At 34.4% G+C, this 16,432-nt stretch carries 12 protein-coding genes; 2 read left to right on the forward strand and 10 right to left on the reverse strand.

The annotated features are described in order from the left end of the window. Positions 1–48: 48 nt before the first annotated feature. From PQ462_RS12950 to PQ462_RS12960, 3 genes are all read right to left on the reverse strand, one after another. Positions 49–1,764 (reverse strand): glycoside hydrolase family 43 protein, encoded by a 1,716-nt coding sequence (locus PQ462_RS12950; protein WP_274250261.1) that lies wholly within the window; start codon positions 1,762–1,764, stop codon positions 49–51. Positions 1,765–1,909: 145 nt separating this feature from the next. Then, complete coding sequence (locus tag PQ462_RS12955) at positions 1,910–3,850, reverse strand: RagB/SusD family nutrient uptake outer membrane protein (protein ID WP_012025858.1); 1,941 nt, start codon at positions 3,848–3,850, stop codon at positions 1,910–1,912. 12 nt (positions 3,851–3,862) lie between these two features. Next, complete coding sequence (locus PQ462_RS12960) at positions 3,863–6,955, reverse strand: SusC/RagA family TonB-linked outer membrane protein (RefSeq protein WP_274250262.1); 3,093 nt, start codon at positions 6,953–6,955, stop codon at positions 3,863–3,865. A gap of 859 nt (positions 6,956–7,814) precedes the next feature. Between PQ462_RS12960 and PQ462_RS12965 the strand changes: the two genes are divergently transcribed. Then, on the forward strand, positions 7,815–10,442 hold the full coding sequence (locus PQ462_RS12965) for a beta-glucosidase (RefSeq protein ID WP_274250263.1): 2,628 nt from the start codon (positions 7,815–7,817) through the stop codon (positions 10,440–10,442). 81 nt (positions 10,443–10,523) lie between these two features. On the opposite strand, the gene PQ462_RS12970 is transcribed toward PQ462_RS12965, so the two are convergent. The 4 genes from PQ462_RS12970 to PQ462_RS12985 form a co-directional block, all read right to left on the reverse strand. Continuing rightward, positions 10,524–10,937, reverse strand: coding sequence for a response regulator (locus tag PQ462_RS12970; RefSeq protein ID WP_121361021.1), 414 nt, complete (start codon positions 10,935–10,937; stop codon positions 10,524–10,526). 586 nt (positions 10,938–11,523) lie between these two features. Beyond that, positions 11,524–11,889, reverse strand: coding sequence for a DUF4440 domain-containing protein (locus tag PQ462_RS12975; RefSeq protein WP_274250264.1), 366 nt, complete (start codon positions 11,887–11,889; stop codon positions 11,524–11,526). 45 nt (positions 11,890–11,934) lie between these two features. Further along, the gene (locus PQ462_RS12980) at positions 11,935–12,447 is read right to left on the reverse strand and encodes a PRC-barrel domain-containing protein (RefSeq protein WP_012025863.1); all 513 of its coding nucleotides are present in this window, start codon (positions 12,445–12,447) and stop codon (positions 11,935–11,937) included. A 109-nt stretch (positions 12,448–12,556) separates the two neighbouring features. Continuing rightward, complete coding sequence (locus tag PQ462_RS12985) at positions 12,557–12,724, reverse strand: hypothetical protein (RefSeq protein WP_274250265.1); 168 nt, start codon at positions 12,722–12,724, stop codon at positions 12,557–12,559. Positions 12,725–13,120: 396 nt separating this feature from the next. On the opposite strand from PQ462_RS12985, the gene PQ462_RS12990 reads away from it, so the two are divergent. After that, entirely contained in the window at positions 13,121–14,104 is a 984-nt protein-coding gene (locus tag PQ462_RS12990; protein ID WP_274250266.1) for an SDR family NAD(P)-dependent oxidoreductase, read from the forward strand. A 297-nt stretch (positions 14,105–14,401) separates the two neighbouring features. On the opposite strand, the gene PQ462_RS12995 is transcribed toward PQ462_RS12990, so the two are convergent. The 3 genes from PQ462_RS12995 to PQ462_RS13005 form a co-directional block, all read right to left on the reverse strand. Further along, the gene (locus PQ462_RS12995; protein WP_274250267.1) at positions 14,402–14,899 is read right to left on the reverse strand and encodes a hypothetical protein; all 498 of its coding nucleotides are present in this window, start codon (positions 14,897–14,899) and stop codon (positions 14,402–14,404) included. Positions 14,900–15,032: 133 nt separating this feature from the next. Next, positions 15,033–15,881, reverse strand: coding sequence for a helix-turn-helix domain-containing protein (locus PQ462_RS13000; RefSeq protein ID WP_274250268.1), 849 nt, complete (start codon positions 15,879–15,881; stop codon positions 15,033–15,035). Positions 15,882–15,939: 58 nt separating this feature from the next. Continuing rightward, positions 15,940–16,398, reverse strand: a complete 459-nt coding sequence (locus tag PQ462_RS13005; RefSeq protein WP_012025873.1) for an RNA methyltransferase — start codon at positions 16,396–16,398, stop codon at positions 15,940–15,942. Positions 16,399–16,432: the final 34 nt, after the last annotated feature.

The following is a 16,432-nucleotide window of genomic DNA, read 5'->3' on the forward strand; positions in this document are numbered from 1 at the left end:
AAAAATTATAAGTTCATTTTCGAATAAAAAAATTAATTTTTATCCTGATTATGGATGAGCATCATTTGCCGAAGTAGCATATAAACCTACTAATGCCCCTGTAAAACCTCCGGCAGCATTTGTTGAAAGAATATCGCCTGACACGGTTCCGCCTAAGTTTTCAAAATCTACTCCATTTACAGCATAACCGAATTCATAATTGTCTCCCGCAGCTTTTACCTGCAGACGAAGTGTATTTGTTGTTTTGATTTTAGAACTTGCTATAATTTTTGACTGTCCTTTTTCTGTTCTTTCCAGTATTATAAAAGTATCATTTCCTTTTTTAGTAATCCCAAAAACATAATTAAAACGCTCATTTTGAAGACATACAATTCCTGCTAGATCTTTTTCTGACTGCAGTTTGTAATCAACTGATGCTGTAAATGAGAAAGTATTGTGCTGTTGTCTGTAAAAAAGTGTCGAAGTAGGTTTCATTTCTTTAATGTTTACTTCAAAAGGCGTTATTTCTAAACCTTTTTTACTTACTGCACTAAAATTTTCGCGAGGCCCTCTTAACCCTATCCATCTGTAATCTAATTTTTGAGAAGTGAAATTTTCGGTAAAAGTGAAATTCCCATTTGGGAAAAACCCATTTTTTCCGGTTTGGTTTGTAACTCCGGCCGGCATTTTTAATTTTGGCTGCATAGGAACTAATCCGTTTTCAAAAACAGGAAACTCGCCAGACCAGTCTACAGGCAGTATAAAAGTTTCTCTTCCTATATTTACTCTGTCTTTTTCATTAGGTCGGATTGCCAGGAAAACACCGTAATATTTATTGTCCGGTCCTTGTATTAAATCAGCGTGGCCTGCCCAGTCTACTTTATTGGCTCTGTCTTTTGGAAAATAACGCTGGGTAAGTATCGGATTATTTGATGCTGGTTTAAAAGGGCCTTTTGGACTATCACTGGTGAAAATAACTTCACTGTGATTTCCTCCTGTACCGCCTTCAGCACACATTAAATAGTATTTTCCGTTTTTTTTATATAAATGCGGTGCTTCAATCCAAATAGGTTTTTTAGAAAGGTCTACTCCTCCGTCTACAATAATTTTATCGGTGCCGGGAATTACTTTATCAGTAGTAAGATCATATTCCCAAACTTTAATTACACGGTGTCCTTCGTATAATTCTTTTCCTTTGTCTGGTGCGTCATTATGAACGATATACCCTTTGCCGTTATCATCAAAAAAGATAGAAGGATCGATACCGCCGAAATCTAATTTTATAGGGCTTCCCCATCCTTTCATGGGATCTTTTGTTTTGACAATGATGTTTCCAAGACCTCCTGAAAAGGCTGTCACAATCATATAAAAAGTATCATTATGCGGATTATAGGTAATTCCGGGCGCATATACTCCTGCACTGATTCCGGTATCATGCGGATTAAATTCGGATACATTGTTTAAAACACCTCCTAAATCTGTCCAGTTTACTAAATCTTTGGAATGAAAAATAGGCACGCCGGGAAACATTGCAAATGAAGAACATACCATGTAGTAATCATCTCCTTTTTTGGTAATGGCAGGATCTGGATAACATCCCTGTAAAATAGGCGTATAAAATTCGTCTGGTTTTAATGGATTATTTTTATAAATCTGATCATCACCATTGTAAACCACATTAGAAAAAACAGCTGTTTTTTTTGATTGCATTTTTTTCTGAGCAGTTCCTGTATAAGAACACAAAAGTGCTGCTGCCAGTAAAAAAAAGATATTTCCTTTAATCATTTGTGTATTATTTATTTATTCAAAAAAATATTAAAAAGCCGAGAGAAAATGCCCTCGGCTTTCAACTTACAAACTTAAGATCATCAAAAAGTAACCGTAAAATCAACTCTTATAAATAGGATCTAAATTTGTTTAAAAAGTTAATCTAGTAACCCGGATTTTGATATTTAGCTTTTTCATCTGCACTCATTTCCATACCATCTAACTGTCCTTGAGGAATTGGTCTTAAATAATGATGTGCATCAATAGTTCTGGTTACAACTTCAGGTGTATGCTGACCATAGTTAGATCCGCCAATTGAATATTTTCCTGCAATCTCATTCCATTTTTGAGTTCTTACTAAATCATACCAGCGGTATCCTTCTCCAAAAAACTCACGTGAACGTTCTGCTAAAATGTAATTAATATCAATTATTGCCGGAGTTGCAGTGGTCATAGCTGCACTGTTGTCTGCTATTTTTGCTGTATTTCCGTTATTATCCCAGCGCCATTTTCCTGCTCTCGCTCTTATCACGTTTACAAGGGTTCTTGCGCTTAGTGTTCCCGTTGCACCTTTAACAGCAGCTTCTGCCGCTACCAGATACAACTCAGAGAATTTTGCCACTGGGTAAGGTCTTGTACTTGCAGCATTAGGCTGTCCTAATCCGCCGGCATTATCGGTACGATATGGCCCTAATTTCCAGAAACCTGGATATACAATTCTGCTTATTCCGTTTGGAGAAATAACATAATCAGCTCTTCCCGGTAAAATTCCTGCTCCAACACCACTGTCTCCTTGTCCAGAAGGATAAGTAATTGGTGTTAATGGTTCATCATTTAAAAACGTTAATACAGCGTCGCCAGGTTTAATTGTTAATCCGTTTGCATTGGTTAAAGTCGGTACAGTTGTTAGACCTGTTCCCTGCAAATTCCAGTTACCGCGATAAACTGCTGCAAAAGTTCCGTCATATCTTGAATCATTTGTTTTATCTGCAAAAGTTTTGGTGAAAACTTCAATTGGAGGCGCCATTCTTGTCCATGGACGTCCTAAAAACTGATTGGCTTCACGCTGAACAGAAGAAACCGAAGCGCTTCCGTTTTTACTTCTAATAGAAGTGTAATTCCAGGTTACCATCCAGCCTGCGAAGTTATCAGGTGCTCCGCCGCTTCCGTAAGTAAGACTTCCTCCGTTGTAATATTCGCTTGATTCAGTATGATCTGCATATAACATTACTTCTTTATTTCTGTCATTTGGACCTGCGTTTACATCATAAAAAGAATCCAATAAGGCATAAGGACCAGGATTATTAATTCCTTCTACGGCTAAATCATAAGCCTGCTGAAAATACCATTGTGCGTTATGTCCGTCAGGATCTGTACGCGGTGCTTCAGGATAAGTTGGAATATTATTTGGATTTTCCAGCCACCATGCATAAGTCAAATACGCTTTTGCTAATATTAAACGAGCTAATGTTTTGGTTGCAGTACCTGTTAATCGTGCTGCATCCGGCAGTTCAGCAACTGCTGCTTTTAAATCTGGAAAAACAGCTTTTGTATAAACTTCCGGAACTGTATTACGTTTTGAAGATCTCGAAGGCTTGCTGTTAAATTTCAATTCTCCAGCTCCTAAATCTAATGGCACGCCTCCAAAAGTCTGAACCAATAAGAAATAATCGAAAGCTCTGAAAAATTTTGACTCGGCAATAAGACTGCTTGAAACTCCTACAGCAGCTCCGTTCTCGATTATACCGCTGGCCGTGTTGATATCATTGTATGAATTGTTCCATAAAACATCAGAACGGCTTGAATTAGGGTTAATTACACCAACTCCGGATAAATCATGATCTTTAAAATTTCCGTCTGCACTCTGTGCATACGTTGCTTCATCTGTACCTGTTTGTGTAGCATTATAAAAATAAGCCTGTCCGTAAATATAACGAAGGTGGGCATAATGAGAAGTTAATCCTTGTATTACTCCCTGTTCTGTTTTAAAATAACCCGGTTCATAAAAATCATGCGGCTTTTCTTCCAGAATATCAGTACAGCTGGCAAAGGAGTATAAAACTACTGATCCTATTATTAAATTTCTAAAAATATATCGTTTCATAGTTCTTCTTGATTAAAATGTTAAGTTAAGTCCAAATAAATAATTTCGGCTGCTAGGAGTATTAGTACCAATAACCAAAAATCTTCTTTGGTAAGAGGATACTGCCTGATTTTCATCTCCAAATGAGTTGGTTTCAGGATCCATTCCTGATGCTTTATGATAAGGAGAGAAAAATACAAATGGATTTTGTGCTGTAAAATAAACTCTTAGTTTACTAATACCTAAATCTTTAATAAAATCCTGATCTAATGTATATCCTAAAGTAAGCGCTCTGATTTTAACATAAGAAGCATCAAAATAACCCATTGTCGAAATGTATTTAGGATTATCCCCGCTTCTGATACCTCTTGGGTTAGGAAACTCTGCATCTCTGTTATCTGGCGTCCAGTAATCAACTTCAACATTACTTCTTCGTCCGTTCATTAAGTTAAGGTAACTTGCACCGCCGTAAAGCGTGCTGATTAATACACCGCCGCTTTTAAAAGCTCCAACTGCAGAAAAATCAAAACCTTTGTAAGTTAAATTTGTGTTGAAACCTCCCTGAAAATCAGGATCGGTTTCTATAATTTGTCTGTCATTTGCATTTATAGCTCTGGTTGGTGATCCGTCTGGGTTAAAATCTCCTGTGTATTTTACCTTGATCGATCCTACAACTGTTCCCTGCTGATTAATTCCTGTTGGTCCAGGTTCTAAAATTGACATATAAGGATCACCTTCCTGCCAGATTCCAACTTTTTCATAATCATAAATTGAGTTTATGTTACGTCCCACAAACCAAGAGTTTGCTTCGTCTCTTTCTGCTCCTGAAGCAAGAGAAACCAGTTTGTTTTTGTTAGCATATAAGTTAAATCCAACTGACCAGCTTAATCCTTCCGGATTGTCAAGAATTACTCCGTTTAAAGATATTTCATATCCTTTATTTTCTGTAGCTCCCACGTTAGCCACATAACTGCTTACACCAGATGTTGCAGGAAGTCCTACTCTTTGTAAAAGGTCTTTTGTTTGTGTATTATAATATTCTACAGTACCAGAAAGACGATTATTAAATAATCCAAAATCAAGAGCATAGTTCCATGTAGTAGAAAACTCCCATCCTAAATTTGGGTTTGGCAGTTCTGTTACATAAACACCTGTAGAATTTGTGTTTCCAAAATTGTAAGGTCTCGTGCTTAAAGCTCCCAAAGTAGCATAAGGTGCTACTGCCTGATTAGAAGTTTCTCCATAACCAGCACGCAGTTTCACTAAATTAACTGTTTCCTTAATGCCTTTCATAAATGACTCATTTGAAACATTCCAACCCACAGAAACTGCCGGGTAAGTTACCCATTTATTACCGTCAGATAATCTTGAAGATCCATCAGATCGTATGGTTCCTGAAATGAAATATTTATTGTCATACGAATACATAAGTCTGGCCATATAAGAACGAAGTCCCCATTGTGTATAATCCTGATTTGCCGGATTAATAACTGCTTCTTCTTCACTCTGACCTAAATTGTAAAACTGAAATGCATCAGAAGTAATTCCGTTTCTTGAAATCTGAGAGCTGTTTCCTGTATACTGCTCATTTGAATAAAGACCAACAAAGTTTACAGTATGTTTATCCGCAAATGTTCTGTCGTATGTCAAAAGGTTTTCAATAAGCCATTGAGTAGACAATGCATTCGTTATAGAAGCATTAGACAAAGTAGCCGGGTTTACATCAAAAACTCCCTGCCCTTCATAATAACCGCTGTTTGAAGTACGTAAATTTAATCCCGTATTTAGGCGGTATTTTAAACCTTTAACTCCCGGAATTTTTAATTCGGCAAAGATATTATTGTATGAACTAAAAGCTCTGGTTAAATTAATATACGATTCACCTAAGTTTTTAATTGATTGTCTTGTGTAAACCCATTGATCATCAGCACCCATACTTACTATTCTTTTCAAAGATCCGTCAGCTCTGTAAGGGTTCGCAAGCGGAGAAGTTCCTAAAATAGTTCCTGTTCCAATGTTATCTCCATTTGTTACAGCGTAATTACTATTTGTTGTAAATCCTATACGAAATGCACTTCCAATCTGCTGGTCTACACCCGCTCTAAGGCTGTAACGTTCGAATTTTTGTCCCGGAAGAACCGATTCTTCTTTATAATAACCTAATCCTGCATTGTATGAACCTTTCTCTGTTCCACCCGCAACGCTCACATCATGGCTGATCATTTCACCAGCTCCATAAAGTGAATCCTGCCAGTCTGTATTTGTGCTTCTAGATTCATCAACACCATCAGTATATAATCCGGCATAATCACGAAGAGCTGCAAACCTTTCAGCATTCATCATTGGATATTTGCCAAAAACCTGCTTTATACCGCTGAAACCATTATAGCTAAATGTTGCCTGCTGATTTTTACGTCCTTTATTACTGGTAATCATGATAACACCATTTGCTCCTCTCGAACCATAAATAGCAGTTGCCGAAGCATCTTTTAAAATATCAACAGATTTAATATCAACAGGATTAATATCTCCTATCGAACCTGCAAATGGAACTCCGTCAAGTACAATCAAAGGATCATTACTTCCTGTAAGTGATCTGGTTCCACGAATACGAATCTGCATTGCCGCTCCCGGTTTTGAAGACGTCTGTGTTAATTCAACCCCCGGAAGTCTTCCTTGAAGAGCCTGCGTTATGTTTGCAGCAGGAACTTCATTTAACTCTTTACCTCCTATCGAGGCAACAGAACCTGTTACAGACTCTTTCATTTGAGTACCATACCCAATAACAACAACTTCTTTTAATGTACTTAAATCCTCTTCAAGAGTAACATTAATAGTTTTTTGTCCGTTTACAGCAACTTCTTTGCTTTTCAAACCTATAAAACTAAAAACAAGAGTACCATTTGAAGGAACACTAATAGAATAATTACCATCAAAACTGGTGCTTACTCCATTTTTAGCACCTTTTAAATTTACATTCGCTCCAGGAATTGGTCCATTGGCATCTGATACCATACCTGTGACTGTTGTCTGCGCATCCATATGATAGGAAAACGCAAGCATTAACATCAAAAAACATAAGCATTTAAAACGCTTGTGCTTACTTGTAACAAAAAAGTTAGTCATAAAAATTGATTTAAATTAAGTTAGAACTTTGGTTTAGTTAATAAGTGTATTTAAAACAAATATATAGAAAAACAAATAATACACAATCGGTTGTGTAAATTTTTATTGATAATTACAAAAAAAAAGCCTCTAAAAAAAATGTAAAAACTAATTTTACAATTAAAATATTGATTTTTTATTAAAAAAACATTTCAGAAGCTATCGATTGTTATCAATTATAAAATGATTTTTTATAAAATTTAACAAAAGAATAAAAGAGTAAATATTTGCTGTATTTAGAAAAAATTGAAGTAAAAATAATGTTAAATGCAAGATATTTCAATACAAAAGCTGTAAATAACAATAGAAATTTAAAATAAATTAAAGCCAAAAAGTGCATAAAAAGCCAATTTAAACAATCGGTTGTTAATTTATACGGCATTTAAAATGAGACGATTCGTTTTTTATGAATTATTTCAACCCAACTTTATTTTATATACTATGTAAAGGTTAGTTAGAGATTTATTTGTTTTTAGAATAACTTTTTACAGCTATATATTTTCAAACATTTTTATGTTCAATTAAACCTATTATATATAATTATGAAATCATTTTGGAAGTGCAATTCCAAATATTGAATCACTTCTCTCTTATTAACAATGGCTGGCAATACATAAAAAAGTAATCAGCCAGTTTAAATAATAATTATAAATACCTAAATAAAGTCAATAAAAATCAATAGTATCTTCTATTTAATATAAATACCATTATTTTTTAAGCACAATAATATGTAATTGAAAAAAAATTATTTTATTTACACAATCGGTTGCAATCACCTTTACTATCTAACCTTAATTCTTTTACACCAAAAAATAATTCTATGAAGATGAAAAAAACGATATACTGCCTCTTATTTTTAATTTGTTTTTATTCCCATTCACAAGACAAAAAGTATGATTTTCAATTTCAAAATCCATCACTGAGTTTTGAACAGAGAGTTGATGATCTTGTGAGTCGTTTAACATTAGAAGAAAAAGTTTCTCAAATGCTAAATTCGTCACCTGAAATTTCGAGATTAGGTATTCCTGCTTATGACTGGTGGAATGAAACCTTGCATGGAGTTGCCAGAACTCCGTTTAAAACGACGGTTTATCCTCAAGCCATTGGAATGGCGGCAACTTTTGATAAAAATTCGCTCTTTACAATGGCCGACTATTCTGCTCTTGAAGGCAGGGCTATATACAATAAAGCGGTAGAACTTAAAAGAACAAACGAGCGTTATTTGGGACTCACCTACTGGACTCCAAATATTAATATTTTTCGTGATCCTCGCTGGGGACGCGGACAGGAAACCTATGGAGAAGATCCTTACTTAACAGCGGTTTTAGGTGACGCTTTTGTAAAAGGCCTGCAGGGAGATGATCCTAAATACCTAAAAGCCGCCGCTTGTGCTAAACATTATGCTGTTCACAGCGGTCCGGAATCGCTAAGACATACTTTTGATGTTGATGTAACGCCTTATGAACTTTGGGATACTTATCTTCCTGCTTTTAGAAAATTAATAACCGAATCGAATGTAGCCGGTGTTATGTGTGCTTACAATGCATTTAGAACACAGCCTTGTTGTGCAAGTGATATTTTAATGAATGATATTTTGAGAAAAGAATGGAAATTTGAAGGTTATGTTACTTCAGACTGCTGGGCGATTGATGATTTTTTCAAAAATCATAAAACGCATCCCGATGCAGAATCTGCCGCTGCCGATGCCGTTTTTCATGGCACTGATATTGATTGCGGCACCGATGCTTATAAAGCACTTGTTAAGGCTGTTAAAAATGGAAAAATCAGCGAAAAACAGATTGATATTTCTGTAAAACGTCTTTTTATGATTCGTTTCAGACTTGGAATGTTTGATCCCGTATCGATGGTAAAATATGCGCAGACTCCATCTTCTGTTTTAGAAAGCACTGAACATCAGTTACATGCTTTAAAAATGGCAAGACAATCTATCGTTTTACTTAAAAATGAAAAAAATATTCTTCCTTTAAATAAAAACCTAAAAAAGATTGTGATTCTGGGACCAAACGCCGACAATGCTATCTCAATATTAGGAAATTATAACGGAACTCCGTCTAAACTGACTACAGTTTTGCAGGGTATTAAAGAAAAAGTGAGTCCTGAAACAGAAGTTATTTATGAGAAAGCAGTTAACTTTACAAATGATACTTTACTGGTTTACAAAGACTTGAAAAATCTATATTCATACGAAGGAAAACAAGGTTTTAAGGCTGAATATTACAATAATACTACTCTTTCAGGGCAACCTGAAGCAGTTAGAACCGAATCAGAAATCAATAATTTCTGGCAGGAAGGAGAAGTTGTAATTCAAAACATCAAAGCAAATCATTTCTCTGCGCGTTATACTACAAACTTTACAGCAGATCAGGACGGTTCTGTTACTTTTGAACTTAAAGCCGATGACGGTTATCGCTTTTTAATAAACGGAAAAGAAGTCGTAAATGCCTGGCAGAAGAATAGATGGGGAGAAAAAACTTTTAAACTGGAAACCAAAAAAAATACGGTTTATAAAATAGTATTGGAATATTGGCAGGGAGAAGGAAAAGCAGAAGTATCGCTGCAGACCGGAAATTTTGTAAAAACCAATTTTGCAGATTTAATTGAACGTCATAAAAATGCTGATGCTTTTATTTTTGCGGGCGGTATTTCGCCGCAGCTGGAAGGAGAAGAAATGCCTGTCGATTTTCCCGGATTTAAAGGAGGCGACCGCACCTCTATCCTGCTCCCAGAGGTACAGACCAAACTTTTAAAAGCGCTTCAGTCTTCAGGGAAACCAGTAGTTTTTGCCATGATGACGGGAAGCGCAATAGCAATTCCGTGGGAAGCAGAAAATATTCCGGCAATATTAAATATCTGGTACGGCGGACAATCGGCAGGAACCGCAGCGGCCGATGTAATTTTTGGAGATTATAACCCGGCGGGAAGACTTCCGGTTACTTTTTACAAAAGCGATTCAGATTTACCTTCTTTTGTAGATTATAAAATGGATAATAAAACGTATCGTTATTTTAAAGGAACGCCGCTATACGGATTTGGATACGGACTGAGTTATACTTCATTTAAATACAGTGATTTAAAAACTCCTGTCAAAATTAAAAAAGGGCAATCTGTTTCTATTTCGGTTAAAGTAACAAATACCGGAAAAACAGAAGGTGAAGAAGTAGCACAGCTGTACTTAATTAATCAGGATGCAGCAATAAAAACACCTTTGAAAAGTTTAAAAGGATTTGATCGATTCAATTTAAAACCTGGTGAAAATAAAACAATTACCTTTAATCTTTCTCCTGAAGATCTTTCTTATGTTACACCAGAAGGCAGTTTAAAACAATATGAAGGCAAAATCAAAATTTCGATTGGAGGAAGTCAGCCAAATGAAAAACTGCTGACAAAAAGCAATGTAATTTCTAAAATTATACAATTAGAAAAATAAAAAACAGCTTAAATAAAAAAGGTTTTGAGTATTTCTCAAAACCTTTTTTATTTAAGAATTCTTAGGCATCAGCGCCCAAAATTATAATTTCAAGTCACAATTCTTTTTTTCTTTCCCTATAATTATTTTTTGCAATGATTCAAAAAGCTTTTTAAAGTTTCCATTTTTCTTCAAAAATTTCACCCTCTTGAATTTATCTATTTCATCTTGCAGCATAATTCCTGAATTTCGGGAATAAAGTACAATCGGAATTTTTCTTAAACCTTTAATATCACGAAGTAATTTAAGAAAGCCGCTTCCATCAAAATAAGGCATATTATAATCCAAAAAGATTATATCGGGACATATTTTTGAATCCTGAAGCTTTTTTAAAGCTTCAAGTGCACTTTCCTCTACAGAAGATCTGATTTTATGGCTGATTGCATTCAAGACTGACACAAAAATCTCTGCATCATCAGTATTATCATTGACTAGTAATATGTTTTTGTATTTCATGCCACTACTAATTTAAGGGAATAAGTCTGGAATAAAGTCCTTTTTGTCTTTAAATTGAATACAATTTTATAACAAAATAAAACGATATCACAGCCCACTCACCCTAATTTGTAATAAGTATGAAAAACTTTGTAATAACATGCTATTTACACTTATGTATACTCATGTTAGTGCTAAAAATGGAAATCTAAAAAATGTAAATTTTAAAAGGCTGAAATGAAATTATATAAAACAAATTAAAGTAAAAAAAATAATTTTAAAGAAACTAATATGAAAGAAACTAATATGTCTGAGAGATAGTCTTAAACGAACCACATAAACAAAGAAATCATGGAATACGAAAAACATTATTATGCACCAGAAGGGATTGGAGAAGATACGACTCAGGAAGAAGATCTGCTTTTTTATGAATTAAACTGGGAAGAATAAAACTTCCTTTTACAGGAAACTATCCATTTCTATAAAGATTCGGCTGCAGTTTTTGAAAAAAGAAAACATTCCAAAGCAATGGTTAAAAAGCGATGGAATGCTGTTCTGCAATCTGTATTTTATATAAATTCTGCAATCTCTTTACCTCTTAATTTTTCTAAGATAATTCTGTTTCGGTATGAAGCATACACAGCCAGCGGTCATTTTCTTTTATCCATGTAGACGTACAGGAACATTTAACAGATTTATTTTCTTTTGTATCCAATAATTCGATAACATAGGCTGTTACCGCAGTTTGTTGAGTCGGCAGCTGGGATATAACATCTAAATAACCTAATACTTTTATTTTACTACCTTCGCCGGACTCAAACATTTTTTTAAAACTGGGTTCATCTACACTCTGCACGCCATTTCTTCCAGCTATTATACATGGAAAATGAGTGAGGTTTTTTACTGTTTCATATTGGTGATCCTCCATGCCCTGCCAATATTTTTTTTCTAAATTAAAAATTTCTGTTTCCATAATTAATTCTTTTTATTATTGAACAGTTATACTGGAGTAATGACATTATAAATGATTTTCGAACTCTCGACGATTGTAAAATTTATCATCATCACTGTCATAAAATTCAGGATCGTTAGAAGGATAATAAGATCGCATTACATTTCTTTCATAGTTCCTGTCGAACTTATCCTGGCTGTTATATCTGCTTGTATTTCTAAAAGTGTCATATCCTATGCTGTTGGCCATGACAATCTTTGTGTCTTTATTAATGTTTACCGATCCAATGGGTATGATAATGTGGCTGTCACCATCCTTATAGACAAACTCTTTGCCATTGTCGTAAGCAATAGCATCGTGTACTTCTTTGCGTCCGTCTTCTATTAATTTTTTATCAACCTTAACATCCAGGTAAATTACTCGCTGCATATCCTTATTGACCCAGAGGTTATCAATAGTTCCTATAGTGCGGTTGTCAGCATCTACTATTTTCCATCCTCTTACATCTGAGTAATTAGAAGCAATCTTATAATCAGAAAGTTCATCCAGTCGGTATAAATTTCTTTGTTTCGTATCCATGGTATTTTGTTTATGTGTTACACTTATTTTTTTGACAGACTTAAAATAATTATGTCCGTCTTAATTGTATCGCAGTAAATCTCTGCAGATCATACTGTCTTGCTCTTTATTACTCTGCTATAGTGTCTGTTCCTACGGCGTTTTCAGTTTCTACGCGCATATTCTTATTTGTATCATCATCTTGTATAAAGACATAATAGGCAACTGCCGCAATTAACAGGATGGCCACAATCCACGGCCATAAGGGCTTTTTCTTCTCAATTTTAATTTCTGCCATAACTTATTATTTTGATTATAAATATTTTAACTATCATAAAATTACAAACATCCACAGCTTACAGAAGTATTTAATTTCATTCTGATTTTATAAAATTACCAGTACGTCATTCCTTCAGCAGCCTCTTAATTAAATAATTAACGCTAAAAATTATATAACCGCAACGAAATCTTTTAGCATAATTTTATAATTACCGCAAAACAATTATTCATTATTAAATTATGCGCTATGAAATTTCTAAATCAGAAGAACAGAACACAGAGTTCAAGAACTTCAGAAAAAAAACTTTTTATAAAAAGCACTTCGAGCAGAACTAATGAAAAAAACAGTGTGGCGACATTCAAAAATATACTCACCCACTTCCATTTATAATTTAATCATCTAAATAATACAATTATGACAGATAAAACAGTAGTCCAAAATAGCCTTAAAGGAAAAAACGTTGTCATTACAGGAGCAAGCAGCGGTGTAGGCAGAGCTGCGGCGGAAGCATTTGCCCATGAAGGATGCAACCTAATCCTAGCGGCCAGAGGACAAGAAGGAATAGATGAAATAGTGAAATTATGCCGTGAATTAGGTGTGCAGGCTGTTGGCGTTTCTGCAGATATGTCTATTGCAGAAGAGGTAGAAAAAGTAGCTGCATCAGCTGAGGCAATAGGAGGAAAAATCGATATATGGGTAAACAATGCGGGAGTTATGGCCAGCGGGAAATTTGAAGAAATTCCTTTAGAAATCCATCATCAGGTAATCAAGACCAATTTATTTGGCTATATGCATGGGGCTTATAATGCCATTAAAATTTTTAAAACACAAAATGAAGGCATTTTAATTAATAACATATCGATAGGCGGTTATATGCCTGCACCTTACAGTGCGGTTTATTCTGCCAGCAAGTATGGAATAAGGGGGCTCATGGAATGCCTGCAGGGCGAAATATCAAACCGACAGCACATTCACATCTGCAATCTTTATCCGCAGCTTCAAAACTCTACTGGTAATCTTCATTCAGCAAAATATTCCGGTTTTGATATGACAATACCTTTTATTGCGTCAGATCCTCGTGATACGGCCTCTAAAATGGTAGAGCTGGCTAAAAATCCTAAAAAAGATCTGTTTCCTGATTTTAAGGCTGCCGCTGCCACAAACCTTTACAGATTATTCCCTAAAGTAATCATCAACGCTGCATCTGCCGTTGTACGCACTAAAATGGAATTTAATAAGAATAAAGAAAATAACCCCGGTAACGTTTTGGCGAAGTCAAAAGAACCGCTGCGGGTTTACGGAAATCCGTCTGCAAAAAACACATCAGATCTTAAACTGGCAATGTTTGCCGGAATTGGTATTGGTATCGGCCTGCTTTTATTTCATAAAAAACACTAACGATGTCCATGTTTTTCTAACGCAAAAACACGTTTTAAAATAAGGAAAAATATATCAAGATATAAAATAAAAAAAGATGAGTATTACAGCTCATCTTTTTTATTTCTATTTCATACCCCATTCTATCTGTTTCGACTGCGGTTACATAACTTGAGTCTTTTTAAGAACTATAACATACACTCCGGTAAAAGGTTCTTGATTGGAAGTTGTCTGTTCTGGAATATTCTCGCGAGAGACTACAAAACCAACTACTGAATATTAAAGCTTATTCAATAATTTAAAAAATATTCCCTGAGCTTATTCTAAAATGTCAGCTCTGTTAATGAACCTTTGTCTGAAAAACTGATAAACAGAACCAATAACAAAAAGTAAAAGCAGAAAAAGAAGTGTTCTTCCTATTATTGGATCGGTAATATCTTTGGCCAGAGGCTGACTCACAGGAATTCTGGTAAAAGTTTCATTGACTGTTGGCACCAGAGAAAGAAAGAAACTAAAAGACAACCAGAAATTTTCGAAATAACGGGCTCTCGCACTATTTTTTCTCTTTGCATTTAGAAAATAAGCTCCCAGTACCAAAAAGATTATAAAAATAGAAAAAGCATGTCCCGGATTAAAACCTCCATGTTTAGAGATGCCTAATGAAGTTAACGATGTAATGATCGTTCCGTAAAAATATATCTTACCAGATAATTTGTTCAAATTGATTTTACCATATTTGATAAAATCTACTAACGCCGCGATAATTGCGCCTACACCAATAATAGTGTGAAAAATTCCTAAACTTGATAATCCCATTTTGTATTAATTTAAATTTGTTTGAAAACAGTACAAACTTCCGATAGATTAACAGAAATGGTTTTGTCAAATAGTTCAATTATTTGGTGATTTCGTTCATAAAAACTTTAAACAAAATTCTAGTTAGTATTAATTATTTAAGTTTCTGTCTGTAATTTGTGGGACTGATACCATATTTGCTGGTGAAACTTTTGGTAAAATTTGCCAGATCATTAAAACCGCAGTCAAAAGCTATTTCAGTAATACGCTGGTCAGAAACCTGAAGCATCTCTGCCGCTTTGATAAGCTTTTTAGTTTTAATGTAATTCGCAGGAGTATCATGATATATTTTTGAAAATTCGCGTTTAAACGATGATACACTTAAATTATTCTGTTGTGCTAATTCTTCAATAGTGAGCTGCGAAAATAAATTTGCTTCGATTATTTGTCTGAAACTATAAGTAGTGGGAGAAAAAAGCTGGGACAATATCAGCTGTATTGATTCTGAATTTTGTGTTTGAGACAATAAGAGTATAATTTCTTTTAATTTTAGAACTAATATGTCTTCATTGATTAAAGACGGATTTTCAAAATAAAACAATAATCCTTCGATATACTTTTGAATTAAAAAATCGTTATTTATTCTTTCACTTGATTTATTCGATATTAAACTTTCAGGTCTTTGAAACAATAATGGAAGTTCCTTTTCATATATTTTCTTTAATATTTCAGGATAGAACGTTACAATAACTATTTCACAATTATTATTGGAATTTGAATTATGCAATTGTTTACCAGAATCCATACAATTTACCAATAATGAATAATTTGCAGAAATATTAACATTTTCGTTATCAACATAATAATCAATCTCACCTTTTTTTACATATAAAAAGCAAGCCTGCTCAGTAATTGGAAAGTCAAATTTAAAAGGCGGTGTTAATTCAATTTTTTGAATTAATGTCATTCCATATAAATCATGCTTTTTATAGTCGTTTATCATAAAAAGATCTGCTAATTTTCTTTAAACATTATGAAATACAAATTATTACATTTTCGTTTTAAGATCTTGGTTTGGATAAATTCCTGTCATACATCACAACAGTTCCCGCCACAGCAACATTTAAACTTTTTTCTGATTTAAATTTTACTAAATGATGGCATTTATCCATTGCTTTTTTCGATAAACCATGATCTTCTGCTCCCAATAAATAAACGCATCGTCTTGGGTGTTCAAAGGTTTCTAAATCTACTGCTTTTTCAGATAATTCAACTCCAACCAGACGTGCGCCTTTTGGTAAATTTTCAAAAAAGGCCTCAAAAGTTTCATAATGAAAATAAGGAATTGCTTTTACTGCATCGTGGGTATCACAGGCTTGTTTGGCATATCGGTTTCCTATGGTAAATATAAAAGATGCACCCAGATTTTGGGCAGATCTCCACAAAACACCTAAGTTTTCTGGTGTTTTACCATTTTGTATTCCTATGCCAAAATATTCGTTTGTAAAATTATCACTCATAAGGGCAAAAGTACAAACTGTGAGTATAGAAATC

The organism is Flavobacterium sp. KACC 22758 (assembly GCF_028736135.1).
Taxonomy (GTDB): Bacteria; Bacteroidota; Bacteroidia; order Flavobacteriales; family Flavobacteriaceae; genus Flavobacterium; species Flavobacterium johnsoniae.

Bases quoted from the DNA above. Each gene is read 5' to 3' on its own strand.
- PQ462_RS12950 (WP_274250261.1), bottom strand. From the start codon at position 1,764: ATGATTAAAGGAAATATCTTTTTTTTACTGGCAGCAGCACTTTTGTGT.
- PQ462_RS12955 (WP_012025858.1), bottom strand. From the start codon at position 3,850: ATGAAACGATATATTTTTAGAAATTTAATAATAGGATCAGTAGTTTTA.
- PQ462_RS12960 (WP_274250262.1), bottom strand. From the start codon at position 6,955: ATGACTAACTTTTTTGTTACAAGTAAGCACAAGCGTTTTAAATGCTTA.
- PQ462_RS12965 (WP_274250263.1), top strand. From the start codon at position 7,815: ATGAAGATGAAAAAAACGATATACTGCCTCTTATTTTTAATTTGTTTT.
- PQ462_RS12970 (WP_121361021.1), bottom strand. From the start codon at position 10,937: ATGAAATACAAAAACATATTACTAGTCAATGATAATACTGATGATGCA.
- PQ462_RS12975 (WP_274250264.1), bottom strand. From the start codon at position 11,889: ATGGAAACAGAAATTTTTAATTTAGAAAAAAAATATTGGCAGGGCATG.
- PQ462_RS12980 (WP_012025863.1), bottom strand. From the start codon at position 12,447: ATGGATACGAAACAAAGAAATTTATACCGACTGGATGAACTTTCTGAT.
- PQ462_RS12985 (WP_274250265.1), bottom strand. From the start codon at position 12,724: ATGGCAGAAATTAAAATTGAGAAGAAAAAGCCCTTATGGCCGTGGATT.
- PQ462_RS12990 (WP_274250266.1), top strand. From the start codon at position 13,121: ATGACAGATAAAACAGTAGTCCAAAATAGCCTTAAAGGAAAAAACGTT.
- PQ462_RS12995 (WP_274250267.1), bottom strand. From the start codon at position 14,899: ATGGGATTATCAAGTTTAGGAATTTTTCACACTATTATTGGTGTAGGC.
- PQ462_RS13000 (WP_274250268.1), bottom strand. From the start codon at position 15,881: ATGATAAACGACTATAAAAAGCATGATTTATATGGAATGACATTAATT.
- PQ462_RS13005 (WP_012025873.1), bottom strand. From the start codon at position 16,398: ATGAGTGATAATTTTACAAACGAATATTTTGGCATAGGAATACAAAAT.